Origin of the sequence: Terriglobus albidus, from assembly GCF_025685425.1 — a bacterium.
Classification (GTDB): domain Bacteria; phylum Acidobacteriota; class Terriglobia; order Terriglobales; family Acidobacteriaceae; genus Terriglobus; species Terriglobus albidus.
The window spans coordinates 131,260-150,120 of sequence record NZ_JAGTAS010000050.1 but is presented as its reverse complement, the minus strand read 5'-3'; the positions used below and the strand labels follow the sequence as shown (position 1 = coordinate 150,120).

Sequence of the window (18,861 nt, the reverse complement as noted above, 5' to 3'; positions counted from 1 at the left end):
ATGGCCGCCCACGTATCCATCGCCATGCATCGACTTCTTACGGTTGCCGTGCTGGGCGGCGCCCTGGCCGCCCATGGCCAGAGCCTGCCTCAGACTGGGCAGCAGAAGCATAGCTTCGAAGTCGTCTCTGTAAAACCGTCGGCAGCAGCAAACGATAGTACGAACGTCGACACTACACCGTATCGCGTGCACTGCGAAAACGTCCTGGTGCGGCAGCTTCTCATGATGGCCTTTGCCATCCGGTCTGAATCGCAGATCGAGAGTATGCCCGACTGGGCAAAGTCGGAGCGCTTCAATATCGATGCCAAGGTGGATGAAGAGACCGCCGCCGCAATGAAAGGTCTCTCCCGCGACGAACGCCAGAGGTGGCAGCAGGAGATGATGCAGTCGCTGCTCGAAGACCGCTTCCACTTGAAGTTCCATTGGGACAAGAAGGAGCTGCCGGTCTACATCCTTACGGTTGCCCGGAACGGTGCCAGGAACGGCAGCAAGCTGAAAGCAACCGTCCCTCCCCCGTCGGGTACCGACCGCAACGCTAAGCCCCGGGACTCCGGAACCAGCTTCAGCACCAACAACGGGCACATGGTCGTCGCCAACGGCAGCATGGAGATGTTCGCCAATCAGCTCTCGCACATGACCGAGATGGATAGCCGCGTCGTGTTGGACCGGACTAATCTTCCCGGCAGATTCGATTGGACACTGGACTGGTCGCCTGAGAGACAGCAGAATAGTTTCCGGGGAGCGGACGGGGGCAATCCCGCTCCGGCAGCCGACACTTCAAAACCAACTCTCTTTACCGCATTGCAGGAACAGCTCGGTCTGAAAGTGGAGCAGGATAAAGCTCCGGTGGACCTGCTGGTGATTGATGATCTGGAACGTCCGACGGAGAACTGAGCATCATGAGTCGACGCCACATCCTGATGGGTTGCCTGCTGCTTGCCTCGATAGCAGCCGATGGGCAGACACGCTATGTATACGAGGTAGCGTCGATAAAACCTTCGACCTCCGGGAATTTCAATTCGAAAACTAATATCGGACCGCACGGCATTCGCGTGGTCAATGAAACTCTCCATGACATCATTAAAACGGCCTTCGATCTTCGTTCCGACTCCCAGCTCGATAACCTCCCCGAATGGGCAAAGTCGGCGCGGTACACCATTGAGGCAAAGCCAGACGAGGCGACGGTTGCGCTACTCAAGACCTTATCCAATGAAAAAAGTGAGGATCTCTGCAGGGCAGAGATGCAACACCTCCTGGAAGATCGGTTTCATCTTAAGGTCACTCACGGCCGTCGCGAACGCCCAGTCTACGCTCTGACCATTGCGAAGGGCGGGCCAAAGCTGAAAGAGTCAGTTCCCAGACCACGGACAGAAGGCACATCTGTTTCATCCAGCGACACGGGCGGCAGCGTCTCCTTCACTGGAACTCACATAACAGCGACGGATGCCACCATGGATCTGTTTGCCCCGTTGCTGTCACACCTCGTCGATGTTGACGGGCGAGTCGTCGTTGATAAGACCGGTCTGACGAAACATTATGACTGGGAGTTGAGCTGGTCGCCGGACGCGGCACAGGATACGTCGAAGCCCTCTCTCTTCACGGCACTCCAGGAACAGCTTGGCCTGAAGCTGGAGCAAGACAAGGCTCCGATTGACACTATCGTCATCGATCATCTGGAACGTCCGACGGAGAACTGAACATGAAGCGCTCCTTATCTCTCCTTACAAGCATGGTTGTCCTCGCGGCCTCTCTTTGCAGCGCACAGACGCAGCAGCCAATCGCAAATGCAAAGTTCGAGGTTGTTGTCATCAAGCCCACAGAGCCCGGCGCGATGGGCTACTCGCTGAACTTCGGCGAGGGCAAGATGAAGGTCCATAACATGCCAATCAAGAACCTCATTAAATTTGCCTACGATCTGAAGTCCGACTCGCAGCTGCTGAACGCTCCCAGTTGGGTGAACACAGACCCGTATGAGATCGATGCCAAGGAAGAGGAGGCTGAAAGCGCAGCGCTGCAGAAAATGGCGATGGAGGGCCGCAATGAAACGATGCGGGAGTTGGTCCGGCAGATGCTGGTGGAGCGCTTCCACCTCGAAACCACACCGCAGACTGTCGAAGTGCCCATCTATGCGCTGGTCGTCGCAAAGGGCGGAGCAAAGGTAACCCCCACACCTCCACCCGCTCCCGGAGAACAACGGAACCGTGGATGGCGAGGACATGGGCCCGGCGAAGCCGAGGGTAGCTCCATCACCATGGACCTGGTGGCCAGGGTCATCTCCAACATGCCGGAGGCCGACGGGCGCGTTGTCGTAGATAAGACCAATATGCCAGGGCAGTATGACTGGAAGCTGCACTGGGCTCCACAGTCTAACTCCGCAGCTGGAACCAGCACGCCCGCCTCGGAGGCGGGTCCAACCCTCTTCACAGCGTTGCAGGAGCAACTCGGCTTGAAGCTCGAATCACAAAAAGGTACTGTCCCGGCGATTGCCATCAACCATATCGAACGTCCTACAGAAAACTAAACCTGACGTTCCGCAGCACAAGAAAGCCATTGGATGACTCTGATACGTACACTCCGCTCGCTCTGCGCATACGTTCTCTTCCCCTGCGCCGCCTTCGCCGCTGAACAGCGGGGACAGGTTCTCTATGGTGGGTTCCCTGTTCCGGGCGCCGTCATCACCGCCACTCACGCAGGCACAACGGTCACAGCCGTAACAGACGAGCAGGGCTTCTATACGCTCTCAAATATCGCCGATGGCGCATGGTCCATACGTATCAGCAAGCCTGCCTTTACCATCATTACGCAGGAGGTGAACGTCAACACCACAGCCGCGGGTGCAACGAAGTTCGAACTGAAACTTCTACCTCTGGCAGAGATTCATGCGCAACCCGCCGATCAGCCGATCGCCCCGGTACTGACTGCCACCGCGGCGCCCGCAAAGAAAGGCTCCGACACCAAAGAGGATGCCTCTGCGGCGCCGCCACCTCCTGCAACGCAGGAAGCGCGTAACAACAACGATGGCCTGCTGATCAATGGCAGCGTGAACAATGGAGCGTCTTCTCCCTTCGCTCAGTTTGCCGCCATCGGTAATCGCCGTAACAACCGCCGCTCGCTCTACAACGGCGGCATTGGCATCATGAGTGTCGGCAGTTCCATCTTCGATGCGAAGTCGTACTCGATCACAGGCCTGGATGTGCCCAAGCCGTCGTACTACCGCTTCACCGGCCTTGCCACACTCGGTGGGCCATTGCGCATTCCGCATCTGACCAACCGCAACAATGCACCCACGTTCTTCCTTGCGTACCAATGGACACGGAACAGCACCGCCAACTCTTCCTCAGCACTGGTGCCGACGCAGGCGCAACGCAACGGCGATCTCTCTTCGGTCTCCACGCCGATCATCAATCCGGCAACCGGACTTCCCTACACCAACAACCAGGTCCCGGTATCACCGCAGGCGGCGTCTCTGCTGCAGTTTTATCCGCTGCCGAATCTCTCCGGAAGCACACGCTATAACTATCAGACAACATTGCTAAGCGGTTCACATCAGGATGCCCTCCAAGCGCGCGTTGACAAGACCGTCAATCGAAAGAACCAGGTCTACGGAAGCTTCAACTTCCAGTCGATCCGCAGTTCGTCGAACACGATCTTCCAGTTCACTGATCACCAGAAGGACTTCGGCCTTGCCGGAGGCGTGAACTGGTCGCACCGGATCAACGGCCGCTGGTCCTTCAACGTCGGCTATAAATTTGCGCGGCGGGTCCAGCGCACCACTACCTTCTTTCAGGACGGCACCAACGTGTCCGGCAATGCGGGTATCTCCGGCAATAACCAGGATCCATTCAACTACGGCCCCCCGACGCTTTCCTTCGCCAGCGGCATCGCCGGTTTAACTGATGGAATTCCCGCATACAACCGCAACCAGACGCAGACCGTCACCGGCGCCGTGCAGTGGAACCGCGGGCGCCATAACGTCACCTTCGGCGGGGAGTACCGCCGCCAGCAGTTCAACTACTTCACCCAGGAGAATCCTCGCGGCTCGTTCAGCTTTACCGGAACGGCTACCGGCAACGATCTCGCAGGCTTCCTGATCGGAGTGCCCGATACCAGTGCGCTTGCCACCGGCAACCCCGACAAGTACTTCCGCGAGAACGTCATCAGGGCCTATGCCGACGACGACTTCCGCATGACACCGACCTTCACTGTCAAGGCTGGTCTCAGCTGGGAGTACGGAGCGCCCATCACCGAGCTGAAAGATCGCATGGTGAATCTCGATATCCTGCCGGACTTCTCGGCTGTCTCGCAGGTGCTGGCCTCTTCGCCGACCGGCAGCCTGACCGGACAGCACTATCCTGATTCGCTCGTCCGTCCCTTCCGCAAGGCCTTCCAGCCGCGTGTCGGCGTCGCATGGCGGCCTATCCCTGCATCCTCTGTTGTCGTGCGTGCAGGCTACGGTATCTACTTCGATAGCTCTGTCTATCAGACCACCGCGCTGAAACTTGCTCAGCAGGCGCCGCTCTCGCGTTCCTTGTCTGTACAGCGATCGAGCACCTGCCCCATCACGCTGGCCAATGGCTTCCAAAACTGCGCCGGCATCACATCAAATACCTTCGCCGTCGATCCAAGGTTCCGCGCGGGCTATGTACAGGACTGGCAGCTCGCCATCCAGCGCGACCTTCCTTTCTCGCTACAGATGACCGCAACCTACAACGGTCTGAAAGGAACACACGCGGCCCAGCAGATCCTGCCGAACACCTATGCCTATGGCGGCACGGACCTGTGCCCCTCATGCCCGAACGGCTTCACCTATCTGACCTCGGGCGGCAACTCGACACGTCACGCGGGACAGGTACAACTTCGCCGCCGTCTGCATAACGGATTTACTGCATCGCTGGATTACACCTACGCCAACACCATCGACAATGCGTCCTTCCTCGGCGGACAGAACGCATCTTCGGGCGCCGGCGCCACCTCGCAGAATCCCTTCGCTGTACCTACACCCACCACCAAGAACGACACAACCGTTGCCCAGAACTGGCGCGACCTCCAGGCAGAACGCGGACGCTCTGCCTTCAACCAGCGTCACACCCTCTCGCTGACAGCGCAGTACACCACTGGCATGGGCATCGGTGGCGGCACGCTGATGAGTGGCAAAGCAGGCACGGCGCTCAAGGAATGGACGGTGCTTGGACAGATTCTGCTCAACAGCGGACAACCGCAGACACCGATCTATCCCGTCGCAACACCCGGCACAGGCATTACCGGCAATCTGCGTGCACAACTGACAGGAGCAGATGTTTACGCCGCGCCTTCCGGGCTGCATCTGAATCCCGCGGCATTCACGACGCCTGCCGCCGGCACCTTCGGCAACGCGGGCCGCAACTCCATCACCGGCCCTGGCCAGTTCGGCCTGAACGCTTCGCTCGCCCGCACTTTCCGCCTGAAGAAGAGCGATATGAACCTGGATATCCGTGCCGACGTGACCAATGCGCTGAATCATGTCGCTTTCACCCGTTGGAACACAACGCTTACATCCACCCAGTTCGGCCTCCCCTCGGCCGTCAATGGAATGCGCACCGTGCAATTCGTCTCGAGGCTTCGTTTCTAATGCGCAAATTTCTGCCACTATTGCTCGCAACGACGCTCACCGCCCAACAGACCGGCACCAATAAGCCGCAGGGCGATGGGCAGGACCAGGTCTTCACCATGAAGGTGACGTCGAACCTGGTCGTCGAAACCGTGACCGTGAAAGACAAAAAAGGCAACACCATCCCAGGACTGACGGCGAAGGACTTCACCATCACGGAGAACGGAACAGAGCAGAACATCAAGCTCTTCGAGTTCCAGAAGCTCTCAGACCCATCCGCGGTTGTGCCACTGGAGCAGGCAAAGAACGACGAGAAGGTAAAGATCTACGACAGGCTCAGCCGTACGCAGATCGCCGGTGAGTCTGCAGCGACGCCAAAGTATCGCGACCATCGTCTGCTGGCGATGTACTTCGATATGACATCGATGCCTCCACCGGACCAATTGCGCGCCTTGCAGGCTGCAGAGAAGTTCATTCGCACCCAGATGCTTCCCGAGGACCTGGTAGCGATCCTGCGATATGGTGGCGGCTCTGTGGATGTGCTGCAGGACTTCTCCGCGGACCGCAACCGTCTGCTCTCCATCCTCAGCACCATGGTCGTTGGTGAAGGTCAGGGCATGGCGGGCGATAACTCCGGCGACGATACCTCTGATCCCGGAGCGGCCTTCGGACAGGACGATGCTGAGTTCAACATCTTCAACACCGACCGCCAGCTTGCCGCATTGCAGACAGCCGCGGACATGCTGGGCCGGTTGAGTGAGAAGAAATCACTGCTCTACTTCGGCTCTGGCCTCAACCTGAATGGCTTGAACAATCAGGCGCAGTTGCATGCCACCACCAACGCAGCTATCCGCGCAGGTGTTTCGTTCTGGCCGATCGATGCACGCGGCCTGGTAGCTACGCCGCCGATGGGTGATGCGACGCAGAGCTCTCCCGGCGGACTGGCCATGTATACGGGAGCGTCCGCAACATCTGTCACCAATATGCGCGCCCAGTCGCAGGACACTCTCTACGCCCTGGCGTCAGATACCGGAGGAAAGGCGCTGCTGGACAACAACGATCTCACTCGCGGCATCCGCAATGCGCAGGAGTCCATGTCCAGCTACTATCTCCTCGGCTATTACACGACCAATGGAGAAAAGGATGGCAAGTTCCGCCGCATCAAGATCACACTGAATAACGGCCAGGAAGCAACGCTCGAATACCGCCAAGGCTATTACGCCGGCAAAGACTACGCCAAATTCAATACTGCGGACAAAGAGCGCCAGCTTGAGGATGCGCTCATGCAGCCTGATCCCGTCACAGATCTCACGATCGCGATGGAGGTGAATTACTTCCAGCTCAACCGCGCCGAGTACTTTGTGCCCATCGCCGTAAAGATTCCAGGACGTGAGCTGGCGCTGGCCAAGAAGCGTGGATCGCAGCATACGCTGATCGACTTCATCGGCGAAGTGAAGGACAGCTACGGCTCCACCGTGCAGAACCTGCGCGATTCCGTCGACATCAAAATCTCCGACTCCACCGCACAGGAGCTGGCTCGTCGCCCGATCCAATACGATGCCGGCTTCACGCTGCTACCCGGTAAGTACGTTATCAAGTTCCTCGCTCGCGACAATGAGACCGGACGCATTGGCACTTACCAGGCCAATTTCACAGTGCCGAACCTCAACAAGCAGGTCGAACGCCTCGCCATAAGTTCCGTGGTGTTGAGCAGCCAGCGTGTGGCGGCATCCCAGGCTCTGTTCAATGTAGAGAAGCAGAAGCAGCAGGCGAAAAACGATGCGGTCAATCCGTTGATGCTGGGCGGAGAGAAGCTGATTCCCTCTGTCACGCGAGTCTTCCATCACGCACGACCCGCCACTATCTTTCTGCAGGCATACCAGCAGGGCACCACTCCACCAGAGCCCCTGCTGGCATATGCCACCTTCTTCCGTACGCATGATGGGAAGCAGGAGGTTGCCATGCAGACACCGACGGTCATCGCATCGAACGCCGGCAGCACGCAACTGCACATTACCCCAATCGCCATGACGATTCCGCTGGACCAGCTTGAGCCTGGCGAGTACCAGTGCCAGGTGACCGTTCTGGGTGCAACAGACCAGAAGAGCTTCTTCTGGTCAGCCAAGGTTGAAGTGCAGTAACTGAAACACTATTGAGAACCGGTACACCACACGTTTCGACCGGGTGGTAGCCGTGGGCTTTTAGCCCACGGTTTATTGCTCAATATAGAAATGGGCTTTAGCCCTGGGACTTTTTCCTGACAGATAGAGAAGGCCCAGGGCTTAAAGCCCATTTACTTCTATGCCTTTGTCAGCGGGCTCAAGCCCGCTGCTCCCATTTGAGCCCCATGCCATTCGGGACATGGGGCTCCTCTTATCCCCTAGAAGGTCAGCTTCAGCGCCGTCTGTATATTCCTCGGAGAGTTCGCCTGCGATGTGATGTTGCCGAACGTCGATGATCCGAACTGCGTATTTGGCACGCCAAACTGGACCTTATTGAGAAGGTTGAAAGCTTCAAAGCGGAACTGTAGTCCAAGACGCTCGTGGATAGTGAAATCCTTCAACAGCGACAGGTCATCCTGGAAACCGGCCGCGCTGCGCATGCGTCCGGAACTCCGAGGTACATCGCCCAACTCGAAAGCAGTTGCTTTGCGGAAGGCATTGGGATTGAGATAACCCTGCGTCTGTCCATTACCGCCAAGGCGTTGATGGACATCGCCCGAGGTAAGCGGATCAGCGCCGGAGACGAAGAAGGGACGAGAGCCAGAGTAGGCCTGACCACCCGTCTGGGTGATACCCAACGCGTAACCTGACTGCACCGAGACGATGCTATTAAGCTTCCATCCGCCGACGATCTGGTTCAACCAACCGCTGACATTGCCACCAAGTGCCTGTCCGCGTCCGAAGGGCAGCGAATAATTGGCATTGGCAACGATACGATGTGGGATATCGGTAGCCATCACAGACCACTCCTTATCCTGGATGTGATAGCTGTTCTGGAAGCCTGGCGTTCCATTGACATTGAGGAAGCCCGTCAACAGGGGCGACGTATTCCCCATCAGCTTCGAGAAAGTGTAGCTGACGGTAGCCGAAAGATTTTTGGTGCGCTGGATGGTGATGAACGCCTGCACCGCATGGAAGATAGAGGCGCCGATTCCCATCTGGGCAACTGTGATGGAACCGTTCGACATACCGGTATTCGGTGTGTACTGCGGATAGAGCGAAAGTAACTGCACCCGCTGCACGGCTGCAGGAGTCGCAAGCGGCCCGGCCAGGGAATTGCCGTAGAACGGGTTTGTTACCGATGCGTTGAGGTAGTCAATCTGCGACTGGCTACCAGGAACTCCCCAGTACTGATCGCGCAGATCGTTAGGCCGGTAGTTGATGGGAAGGTGCACACCGTGGCTGCCGACGTAGTTGAGGTGAACCACGACGCCATTGGCGATCTGCTCCTCAACACCTGCGTTGAACTGCTGGAAGTATGGCAGTGGATTGTTATAAATCGCGCCGCTGACAGAAGTACCCGTTCCGGCAGTCACACCGGCACTCGGTCCTGCTGGCAGCAACACACCCGACGGGAATGGATTCGCGATCGTAGTGGTGGGGACGCTCGTGCTGGTGAAGTTCGTTTGCGTCTGCTGCGAGTAGCCAAGCGTACCTGTACCGTAGAAGCGCTGCGATGTAGGCAGATACATCAGACCGTAGCCCGCGCGCAGCACAGTCTTGTTGGTTGCCTGGAAGGCAAGGCCGATGCGAGGAGCGAATTTATTGTAGTACGTCTTCCACGTGCGATTGGGGAAATTGCTGCCGAGATAACGTGCTCCGCCCGTGAACGGCAACGCCGAACTCGACAACGGATTCGCTGCCGACAAGTCCAGATCTGCCCACTGGTTATGCCGCTCACGATATCCGGTCTCGATGTCATAACGCAGGCCGAAGTTCATCGTCAGCTTCGAATTTGCACGCCAGTCTTCCTGCACATACATGGCGTGATACCAGGAGTCATATGCCGGCTTCACCTGACGCACGATCGAGGCACTGGTGAAGGTTCCCATCAGGAAGGCCGCAAAGGAGTCGAACTGGGCCTGATTGGAAGCCGCCGCGCTGGTAACATTCGGTCCATTGGTCAGCGTGGTGTCGAACGATAGTGAACCCGGACCGTTGCCGGCGCTCTGCTGGTGCTCGATGATGAGACGGCCATCGTAACCGAAGGTCAGGGTGTGCTTGCCGTGCTGCCACACTGCTGTCGATTCGAGGAAGTGGCTGTAGTGCTCCCAACGATTGGTATTGGTGGCATATGACATATTGGCGTAGCCGCTGATACCGATGTACGGCAAACCAGGAAGCTGCTGCTGTGAATCAAGGTTGGTGAAGCCGTAGTCAGAAGCTTTGTAGCCGGTGTAGTTCTGGGGGATCTGGAAGTTCTTCTGGTAAGCAAAACCGTAGTTGGTCTGCAGCAGAAGATTCGGCGTGATGGTCCATGTATCACCCAAGGCAAAGAGATACGCGCGAAGCGTCTGATTGATGCCGCTAGGACCATTGGCCTGATTAAAAAGGTCGTTCTCGTGATGCGTATTGGTGTCACGAGTGCCGCGTACGAAGACACGCTGCGATGGGGAGAAGTTATGATCAACGCGGAAATTGAACTGATCTACCTGATCGCTGGTGCGGTTGGCATACACGTAGTTGTTGCTTGTACCAGACAGGTTGGGCAGCGGAAGAAACTGCAGCAGCTTCTGTGAAACAGGGTTGATGTTCTGCACGAGCTTACCGGCGCCATAGCACCCGGTGGAGTTGCAGCCCGCAGGCAAAGGCTGACGGGTGTTGCCGCTGGTGCTGTAGGGGTCGTAGATCATTCCGGGAGCTTCACTAAACACACCTTGACGCTGCAACGCCGTCGGCACAGTTGTCGTCACCGCGTTATACAGCACGTTACGCGCCGCCTCCCACCCAAAGGTAAAGAAGGTCTTCTCGCGGCCGTTATAGATCTTCGGCAGCCATACCGGACCGTTCAGGAAGAAGCCATACTGGTTGAACTTGTGGGGTGCGCGGAAGTCATTGCGTCCGCGGATAGGCGGTGTGTTGTTGTACTTCAGAAAGTATGGCGCTGCATCCAACTTCTCGTTGCGCAGATAGTCATAGGCCGTGCCGTGGATCTGATTGGTGCCGGTCTTCGAAACGATATTCAGAATTCCACCCGAAGAGCGTCCAAATTGCGCCGAAGGCACTGAGGTGATGACCTTGAACTGGTCGACAACCTCAACTGAAGGGGTTAGCGCTGGTTGTCCCTGGCAGCAGACCGTTACCGGCACACCGTCAAAGAAGATCTCGTTCGAACCGGCAGCGCCGCCATTGGATTCAAAGTTGTTCGTGCCCGCGGCCACCACGGCGCCACGTGTCTGGCTCACACCCTGTCCGAAACCGCCGCCAGGAGCAATACCGGGTGACAGCGCTGCAAGACCATAGGGGTTGCGGCCATTCAGCGGGAGGTCGCTGACCTGCCTGGTTCGCACCGTGTAACTGATGGTCGCATCGCTGACCTCAAGGTCGGCCATGCCGGCAGACTCGACATTGATGGTCTCGGTGCTGGAGCCGATCTCAAGCGCGAGATCGATATTGGCGGTCTGACCAACGCTGAGGGTCAGCGTAGTCTCCGCCGACTTGAAACCTGACTGCGAAACCTGCACCTTGTAGGGACCGGTCTGGAGCGAGAGGAAAGAGTAGATGCCATCACTGTTGGTCTGGGTCGTCAACGTGAGGCCGGTATCGGTCTTGGTAAGCGTCACCTGAGCGTTGGCGACAACGGCGCCGGTACTGTCGGTCAGGCGTCCGGTGATGACACCGTTCGCAACCTGCGCTCGCAACATAGACGAAACGAGAAGGAGTAGAACGAGAAGAAGGCCAAAGCAACGACCTTGCGTCTTGAGAATTTGCTTCATAGGTTAGGCCTCATAAGCACTGCAGTTTGTCCTGCGTCCAAGGGAGGCGATTCCCGAGAAAAGGAATCGCCGGTTCTCCCTTATGGCTTGCTAACTATTCGTTCCCGGGTCGATGCCGGTGAAGTTCCAAGCTGTTACGTTACGTAACAGCTACTTTGTTTTCAGTGAGTTAGCACATCAGAGACTATCGCCGGATTCTTCCTGATCGAGATGGAGAATGGCCTTCTGCTCACGCAGACGCTTTTGCAGAGCCTTCAAATCGATCTCCTGCACAGCCGTCTTCCCCCGAACCGCCATCGCAGCCGTCACGCCCGCAGCCTGACCGAGCATCATGTACTGCGGCTCCATACGGACCGAGGAATAGGCGACATGCGACGCTGACAAACAGACCGGGACAAGCAGATTCACCGTCTCCTCCTTCTTGGGAAGAATGGTTCCGAAGGCGATCTCATAGGGCTTAACCGGAACCTGTACATCTCCCTCGTTCCGGACACCGCCGTCGGGCATAGCGACGCGCTGAATGTTGTGTGAGTCGCTGTTGTAGGAACCCATGGCAATGGAGTCAGGCTTGGTACGATCGGTCTGCAGGTCAGCCTGTTTCATGACATACATACCGATCATGCGGCGCCCCTCGCGGATGTAGAGCTGGTTCGGCCAGCCGTCCGTATCGACAAACTCGTCCTTCGCCCGGCCCCAACTGTTGACCTCAGCCTGCAGTTGCTTCGGCACCCGAGGATCGGAAGCCAGGAACCAGAGGAACGACTTGGTATAGAGCAGGTGGTCGTCCCAGATTTTCTTGCGTTCGTCATAACCGGCGTCGGGATAGGTCCAGCTTTTGCCGATGTAATCGCTGGAGAAGGCGCCGTTGTTGTTGAAGTCGGCCTCATGGTTGGGAATCATTACCGGGTTCATCACATCACGGAAGGTCGGCTCGCGATGCATGTGCTCTTTCCACTCGCCCAGGTACTTCGCCAGTAGCGCAAAGCGGGCAGCGTCATAGCCTGCCGGCTTCGTCCATGGCAGCTTGTTTTGAGGATCGTTGGTCAGGATCATGCGGAAGTTATAGGCCTGCACCTTCTTGTCCCCCGCGCCGTTTGCCCCCATCGGCCCGGGATCCACCTCAGGCATCAGCTTCCCCTTCTCATCGAAAGGTGAGATCTTCCACAGGAACTGGTGCTTGGGGGTGTCGACGCGAACTCCGGCAAGATCTTCGTGATACACCTCGATCCCCTCGCGGCCGACGGTATAGTGCACACCCGCCTGCGCCATCAGGTCACCCTCATAGGAGCAGTCAGCAAAGGTCTTTGCCTTCCACACCTTGCCATCTTCCGTCGTGATGGAGACAACGGTTGTTCCCGACTTCGAAACACCGCCGTGCTCCTTCAGGCGCTCGTGAAACTGAACCTCGACGCCCGCCTGCTTGAGCCACTGCTGGAAGATCGCCTCTCCCACCTTCGGCTCCGAGAGCCAGTCATCGTGCTTGTTCAGGGTGTGCACGCCGTAGTGGGCAGCAGCCTGCCGGTAGAACTCGCGGGCGTAGCCGCCGATGATCTGAAAGTGCGCGACATCCGTCGCCGAAAGACCACCGGTCACCATGCCGCCAAGGTGTGTGCCAGGCTCGAGCAGCACAACATGCAGCCCCTCCTTCGCGGCAGCATAGGCCGTCATGACTCCTGAGGCCGTACCACCATAGACCACAAGGTCAGCGGGCGGTGGAGTATTTTGCGAAATGCCTGGTAGGGCGAAAAGAAGAAGAGCAGCAGTAAGGGGGAATATGCGATGCAGCAATCCAGTCATGAAATGCATACTGCCATCCCGGAGACATGGCTGACACGTTTCGAGCCGTATGTTACGCGCTGTTACATTGAATTTGCAGGGGCTTGCGAGGTGAAGACGTGCATTGCCACAGGCCACGTACGGAGCGCCCGATTGCTCTCCACCTCGGTATAGGTCACCATTTCAAAGTATTTCGGTGAACCGTTTTTCCTCCACATCTCCTCAATCGAGTTCGAGCCGGCCGAAGACGAGATCAGCGCAACCAGAGCTCTCGTATCGCCTGACTGCATCAGCAGGACCTTAAGTCCCGGTGCACGGCCCGGGAGGATGGAAATAATGGAGGGACGCACCTCGCGATCCCTCGACTTATGGATGATCTCGTAGGTCGCCTGCTCTCCCTTGGCGGGATGAGCATTGGTCACCCGTCGCTCCGACTGCGACAACGAAAAGTTCATCGCCTGCAGGTAGTCATGGAGCGGCTGGAGCGTCTGGTGAGTCCCAAGGGTAATCACATTTGCCTGTTCAAGGACCATCGGGGACAAGTCCCGGGTCACATCGAACGAGACGCGCTGTTTGGCGCCGACCGAGTCCAGGTAGCGCGCCATATCGATGGCGGCGAGGGTGTCCCAGGAGACGGTGTAGGGTTGCTCCAACAACGGCTTCCCCAGATCCTTCGTCAACGCCTCGAACTGGGGGTCCTTGGGGATATCGTTGTAATCGTTAACTTGAGTGGAGCGGAAGCGGAAGGTCGGGGCATTCGCAAACGAAAACAGGATCGGCGTCGGCAGAATGATGCGAATCGGGGCTGAACCCTCCAGGAACGAGGCCCAGAAGGCATTCGGCGCATGGCGGTCATTCGTCGCGCGCAAAACATGGTTGCTCCAGGCCAGCCATACGACAGCCATGACCAGGAGAACGATAGCTCCGCACAGAAACGGCACCGCCGACCGCTTCACTTCCTCTATGGCCACGGGATCGAGATCCGCCGCCCGAAGCGGCTCCGTAACCGAAGGTGCCGGATGGTCGAGCACCATCAGTTGATGCGTACCGGTGGGAATGACCAGGAGCTCGGGCTCGTCCGTCTCCTGCTGGTAGTAGTCCTTCAGCTTGCGGCGCAGGCGAGAGATATGGACACGGACCGAAGCGTCTGTCGTGGAGTCGAAGTTGCTGTGCCGGCCGAGCGCCTCTGTGGCGATGGCATACTCGCTCACATTCTCGGAGCGATGCTCCCAGAGGTATTGCAACAACTTGCGTTGCGTTTCAGCCCGGGCGAAGTGCGGACTGTGCAGCACCCGCTGCACATGCGCTTCGATGGCGCCGGAGGTCTCCGAAGATTCCTGAACCGGCGGAGGGAGAGTCGTTGCCATGGAGGGAATTCTACGCAGAGCCAAGCCGCTTTGTCGTCACCGAAGAAGAGCGCTTAACTGCGCGGGGTAAGTTTCGGCGGTTTCTGGCGTGCCATCGGGGCGAACACCAATGCCATAGGTCAGGCTGTCGCCCATACATAAAATCGAAACATTCGGAGGCATCTGCTGTGGAAGCTTTGCCCGCACCGCCGCTGCGAGCATGCCGTAACCCTTTACCGTGAGGTGAACGCCGTCGGTGCTGAGCTCGGCACTGGCTCCGCCGGCCTGCTGCAGAATGTCGTGAAATGGGACAACCGCGGCATGGTGGACTCCGGCGACCTCTTCGATCACGGCATTAACCTGGGCTACCCGCTCCAGCGGCGGCACAGCACCGTATGCCTCCGGCCGATGGCGTTTCAGCAGCCGCGTGAGATCTGGATCATGCACGGTCACCAGAACCACGGACGCTCCGGCAGCCTGGGCCTGTCGGACCATAGCGGTGAGATTCTCTCTGGTCTGCGATGGAGTGAGAAACTTGGTGTCGTTCAATGCATCGTTGGTACCGGTAAAGAGCACGACGTAGGCGGGTTTGGCTTCCGCCAACTCATGCGCGAAACGTTTTTCGAGCTCGGCGGTGTTTCTGCCGCCAAAGCCGGCGTTCACCACACGTGTCTGCCCATGCATCATTACCGCCATCAAAACAGTGAGCAAAAAAGAAAGGCCTCGCATCGCGAAGCCGATTCTTACATAAAGCGAAGCGGACCTCATCCTGAAAAAGAACAAGGTCCGCTTCGGTAGGTGTTCGTTAGAACTTGATGCGTCCGCTGAAGCGCAGCGTCCGGTTGCTGGTTGAGAGAACGCTGGTGATCTGACCGAAGCCGGCGTCATTCACATTGGCAGTGGGATTGCTCCACTGCGGCGTGTTGGTGACGTCAAACGACTCAGCCTTCAGCACAACAGAAATCTCTCTCCAGATGGGGATATTGCGCGTGAGTCCCACATCCAGATTGAAGTAGCCGGGGCCGCGGACAGAGTTGCGACCCATGTTGCCGTTGGAAGTCGCATTCGGCAGCTTGGTGATGTTGCCGTTGTTGACGAAGTAATACGGATACGTGGTGGATCCGCTGGTGTACTTCGTTCCGGTGAGCTGTAGCGGGCTTACCTGGTTGGGTACGACGGTATCTCCGTTACCGGCCTGCGAGTTATCCGTAATCTGGAACGGGCGCCCGCTGTAGTAGGTCATGATGGTATTCAGATCCCATCCACCGACGAGGTTGGCGACGATCCCTTGGTTCAGGAAGCGACGTCCGCGACCGACAGGCATCTGCCACACGGTCCACAGTACGTTGAGGTGTTTACGATCGAACTGCGAGTTGGCGAAATTACGCTTCTGCAGCGCCGGAGTATTGAAGGCAACCGCTCCGAGCGTGCTGTCCGCGTCGTAGTTATTCATATAGTGCGACCAGGTATAGGCATAGCCGTACTGCAACTGTGAAGAGCTACGATTGCTCAACTGCAGTTGCATACCGGAATACTTTTCATCGGCCCAAGGAAGAACATTCAGAATGGTTCCGGTATAGCGTTTCGCGCCGCCAGGAGCGTTTGCGTTGGCAAAAAGAGGACGGCTGCTGGCGCCCAGCGTGCTGACGCCGCCCGCGTTGATGTCGATACCGACGACCTGACGGACGTGATGCGTGCCGACGTAGCCGAGGTTCAGAACCAGCCCCTTGAACAGGTCACGATCGACGAACAGGTTCCAGGTTTCGATATAACCGCGACGCCACTTCTGCGGAGCGGTCTGCGTGGTGTAGTTGTACGGTAGAGACACAATACCGGAAGAGATATCCGGTACACCCACTGTTGGCACCCCTGCGGCCAATGTACCGCTCGGCAGTGTATTCATGTTCGGCGCCGACGAGTTCGGAGCCGTGAGCGCCCCCGCGGGAACGTAGTTATTCGCGCCCGTGTTGTTCAGCGTAATCAGAGCAGGATAAGAGTCGCGGAAGAAGCGGAAGTTTTCCGGATCGACCGTGAGGCCTCCACCGGAGCGAACCACAGTCTTGTCATTGATGCGATAGTTGATTCCGAGACGAGGCACCAGCATGCCGTGCCCTACATCTTCGCCCGTGTCGGTCGGCACATTGCCACGACCGCCGATCAGCACATTGCTGGTTGCAGGGTCGAAGCGGAAGACACCGGTATGATCGCGATTCGCGAACGGATAGTACTCATAGCGGACGCCGTAGTTGAGGGTCAGGTTTGCCGTAGCCTTCCATGTATCCTGCGCAAAAAAGCTGAAGCTCGAAAAGCGCGGGCCGTTTGGCTGAAAGAGCTGTACCGTTTTGCCGATAGCCTGCGGCATACCGAGAAGAAGATCGGCAACCGCGCGATAGTAGGTCGGACCATCCGCAGTAGCACCGCTGTTATTGCCGGTCACACCGCCAGAGAACGTGAACTGCCCACGCGGGCCGGCGTTGTTCGCCTGAAGATGGTTGATAGCCGAGTGAACATACTCACCGCCAAAACGCATCGTGTGGCGTCCTCGAGTCCAGGACGCATTGAGGTTGCTGACATACTGCATGTCGCGGAATTGGAACGGATTCGACTGAATGTAGTTTCCGAAGCTTGAGTTGTTGGCGACGATGAAGCCGGGCGTACCGGACTGGAAAGGTGTAGAACCATTGGTACCAGAGATACCCAACGTATCGAGACCGACGTTCTTTCCATAGTCCGGAGCGCGCGCTGCCAGATTGATGCGCACAAAACCGACGTTGCCGTCGATCACGAAGTTCGGCGTAACGATATACGAGGCGCCGATACCAATGTTCTGGATTGTTCCGGGTGCGGAGCCAGGCTGACCTCCGTCCCAGGTGTTGCCAATGGCATTACCGAGCGCGGGCGGATCAGTGATCTGCGAACGCTGTACAGAATAGCGGCCGAAGACAGTAGCTTTCGTGGTGGGATTGTAGGTCACCTTTGTGTCATAGGCTGCGCGATCGAACTGCAGAATCGCACCTCCGGGATAGTTACCCGAAGTGGCATTGATCTTTTCTGTAGGCAGCAGGGCAAGAATCTTCTGCGATGCCGTGCTCAGCCGCGAGCTCGGAATCACATTCCCCGCAAATGCCGTACGGCCGGAACCGTCCGCATTGCCCGTCGTGGGATCGTAGATCGTCACTCCGGTACCGGCGAAGTTGCCTCCACGTACCGCAGCAAGCGGCACATTCATCGCATTGCCTGTCTTGAACTGGCGCAGAGAAACCTTGTTGTAGCCGAAGAAGAAGAAGAGCTTATCCTTAATGATCGGACCGCCGATGTTCCCGCCGTACTCGTTGTAGATGTTCTTCGGGGTTACCGGCGTCGTCGAAACACGCGTGAAGTACTGACGTGCATTGAATTGTGAAATGGAGTTGTACTCCCAGGCACTGCCGTGGAAGTTATTCGTACCACTCTTGACGATCAGGTTTGCCGCGATACCACCCGCTGCGCCCTGCTCGGCGTTGAAGCTGTTGGTCACAATGTTGGCTGATTCGATCGAGTCCGTCGGTGGAATATACGCGACGATCGATTGAAGCCACGGATATCCCACAGCCGCGCCGTCAATCTTGGTGGAGTTGATGGTGTTCGCAATGCCGTTTGCCGTCACTGCCTGGGTACGGCCCGGATTACCTGCCTGTGAGTTGTTCTCCGTCGGCGGCGGCACACCAGGAATCAGGCGATACAGCCCCTGGAAGTTACGGCCTGCGGTGGAGGTCGTCGGCAGCTCCTGCACCTGGGTGCTGGTGATCTCGTAGTTCACATCGGCGCGATCGGTCTGCAGTGCCGGCGGAGCCGTGGTGACTTCAATCTTGTCGGAGACCGCGCCCAGTGACATCGTCGTGTCGATACGGCGGGTCTGATTGGCGCTGACAGCAACACCTTTGCTGACACTCTGCGTGAAGTTCGGCGCGGAGAAGGTTACATCGTAGGAGCCCGGCGGCAGGTCCGTGAACTGATAGTTGCCTGAAGCGTCGGTCGTGGTGGTGCGGGTAAGACCGGTGGATGGGTTGGTTGCGGTGATCTGTGCGTTGGGAAGAACGGAACCGGTCGCATCGCTGACAACACCGGTCAACGTTCCATAGAGTGTCTGCCCGAAAGCGTTGTACCCCCAAAAACACCCGACCCACAACAAGAACTGCAAGAGAAGAAGGCTACGTCTTTTTGACATCAGTGCA

Annotated in this window: 10 protein-coding genes; 5 read left to right on the top strand and 5 right to left on the bottom strand. The window is 57.7% G+C overall.

Annotation, left to right across the window (positions count from 1 at the left end):
• From OHL21_RS10260 to OHL21_RS10240, 5 genes are read left to right on the top strand one after another with little or no spacing between them, the layout of a single operon-like run.
• Positions 1-894 (top strand): TIGR03435 family protein, encoded by an 894-nt coding sequence (locus tag OHL21_RS10260; protein ID WP_263417174.1) that lies wholly within the window; start codon positions 1-3, stop codon positions 892-894.
• Positions 895-899: 5 nt separating this feature from the next.
• Positions 900-1,697: a TIGR03435 family protein gene (locus tag OHL21_RS10255; protein ID WP_263417173.1), complete on the top strand. Its 798-nt coding sequence runs from the start codon at positions 900-902 to the stop codon at positions 1,695-1,697.
• Positions 1,698-1,699: 2 nt separating this feature from the next.
• Positions 1,700-2,521: a TIGR03435 family protein gene (locus tag OHL21_RS10250; RefSeq protein ID WP_263417172.1), complete on the top strand. Its 822-nt coding sequence runs from the start codon at positions 1,700-1,702 to the stop codon at positions 2,519-2,521.
• Between the two features lie 33 nt (positions 2,522-2,554).
• Entirely contained in the window at positions 2,555-5,608 is a 3,054-nt protein-coding gene (locus OHL21_RS10245) for a carboxypeptidase regulatory-like domain-containing protein (RefSeq protein WP_263417171.1), read from the top strand.
• On the top strand, positions 5,608-7,728 hold the full coding sequence (locus tag OHL21_RS10240; RefSeq protein ID WP_263417170.1) for a VWA domain-containing protein: 2,121 nt from the start codon (positions 5,608-5,610) through the stop codon (positions 7,726-7,728). Before OHL21_RS10245 ends, OHL21_RS10240 begins: the two co-directional genes overlap by 1 nt.
• A 239-nt stretch (positions 7,729-7,967) precedes the next feature.
• Here the strand turns inward: OHL21_RS10240 and OHL21_RS10235 are convergent, their stop codons facing one another.
• From OHL21_RS10235 to OHL21_RS10215, 5 genes are all read right to left on the bottom strand, one after another.
• Positions 7,968-11,525, bottom strand: a complete 3,558-nt coding sequence (locus OHL21_RS10235) for a TonB-dependent receptor (protein ID WP_263417169.1) — start codon at positions 11,523-11,525, stop codon at positions 7,968-7,970.
• A 177-nt stretch (positions 11,526-11,702) separates the two neighbouring features.
• Positions 11,703-13,322 (bottom strand): FAD-dependent oxidoreductase, encoded by a 1,620-nt coding sequence (locus OHL21_RS10230; RefSeq protein WP_263417210.1) that lies wholly within the window; start codon positions 13,320-13,322, stop codon positions 11,703-11,705.
• A gap of 62 nt (positions 13,323-13,384) precedes the next feature.
• Positions 13,385-14,668 (bottom strand): helix-turn-helix domain-containing protein, encoded by a 1,284-nt coding sequence (locus OHL21_RS10225; RefSeq protein ID WP_263417168.1) that lies wholly within the window; start codon positions 14,666-14,668, stop codon positions 13,385-13,387.
• A gap of 36 nt (positions 14,669-14,704) precedes the next feature.
• Positions 14,705-15,376: an SGNH/GDSL hydrolase family protein gene (locus OHL21_RS10220; RefSeq protein ID WP_263417167.1), complete on the bottom strand. Its 672-nt coding sequence runs from the start codon at positions 15,374-15,376 to the stop codon at positions 14,705-14,707.
• Between the two features lie 76 nt (positions 15,377-15,452).
• Entirely contained in the window at positions 15,453-18,854 is a 3,402-nt protein-coding gene (locus OHL21_RS10215) for a TonB-dependent receptor (protein WP_263417166.1), read from the bottom strand.
• Positions 18,855-18,861: the final 7 nt, after the last annotated feature.

Coding starts and splice junctions, on each gene's coding strand:
- OHL21_RS10260 (WP_263417174.1), top strand. CDS start 1: ATGGCCGCCCACGTATCCATCGCCATGCATCGACTTCTTACGGTTGCC.
- OHL21_RS10255 (WP_263417173.1), top strand. CDS start 900: ATGAGTCGACGCCACATCCTGATGGGTTGCCTGCTGCTTGCCTCGATA.
- OHL21_RS10250 (WP_263417172.1), top strand. CDS start 1,700: ATGAAGCGCTCCTTATCTCTCCTTACAAGCATGGTTGTCCTCGCGGCC.
- OHL21_RS10245 (WP_263417171.1), top strand. CDS start 2,555: ATGACTCTGATACGTACACTCCGCTCGCTCTGCGCATACGTTCTCTTC.
- OHL21_RS10240 (WP_263417170.1), top strand. CDS start 5,608: ATGCGCAAATTTCTGCCACTATTGCTCGCAACGACGCTCACCGCCCAA.
- OHL21_RS10235 (WP_263417169.1), bottom strand. CDS start 11,525: ATGAAGCAAATTCTCAAGACGCAAGGTCGTTGCTTTGGCCTTCTTCTC.
- OHL21_RS10230 (WP_263417210.1), bottom strand. CDS start 13,322: ATGACTGGATTGCTGCATCGCATATTCCCCCTTACTGCTGCTCTTCTT.
- OHL21_RS10225 (WP_263417168.1), bottom strand. CDS start 14,668: ATGGCAACGACTCTCCCTCCGCCGGTTCAGGAATCTTCGGAGACCTCC.
- OHL21_RS10220 (WP_263417167.1), bottom strand. CDS start 15,376: ATGCGAGGCCTTTCTTTTTTGCTCACTGTTTTGATGGCGGTAATGATG.
- OHL21_RS10215 (WP_263417166.1), bottom strand. CDS start 18,854: ATGTCAAAAAGACGTAGCCTTCTTCTCTTGCAGTTCTTGTTGTGGGTC.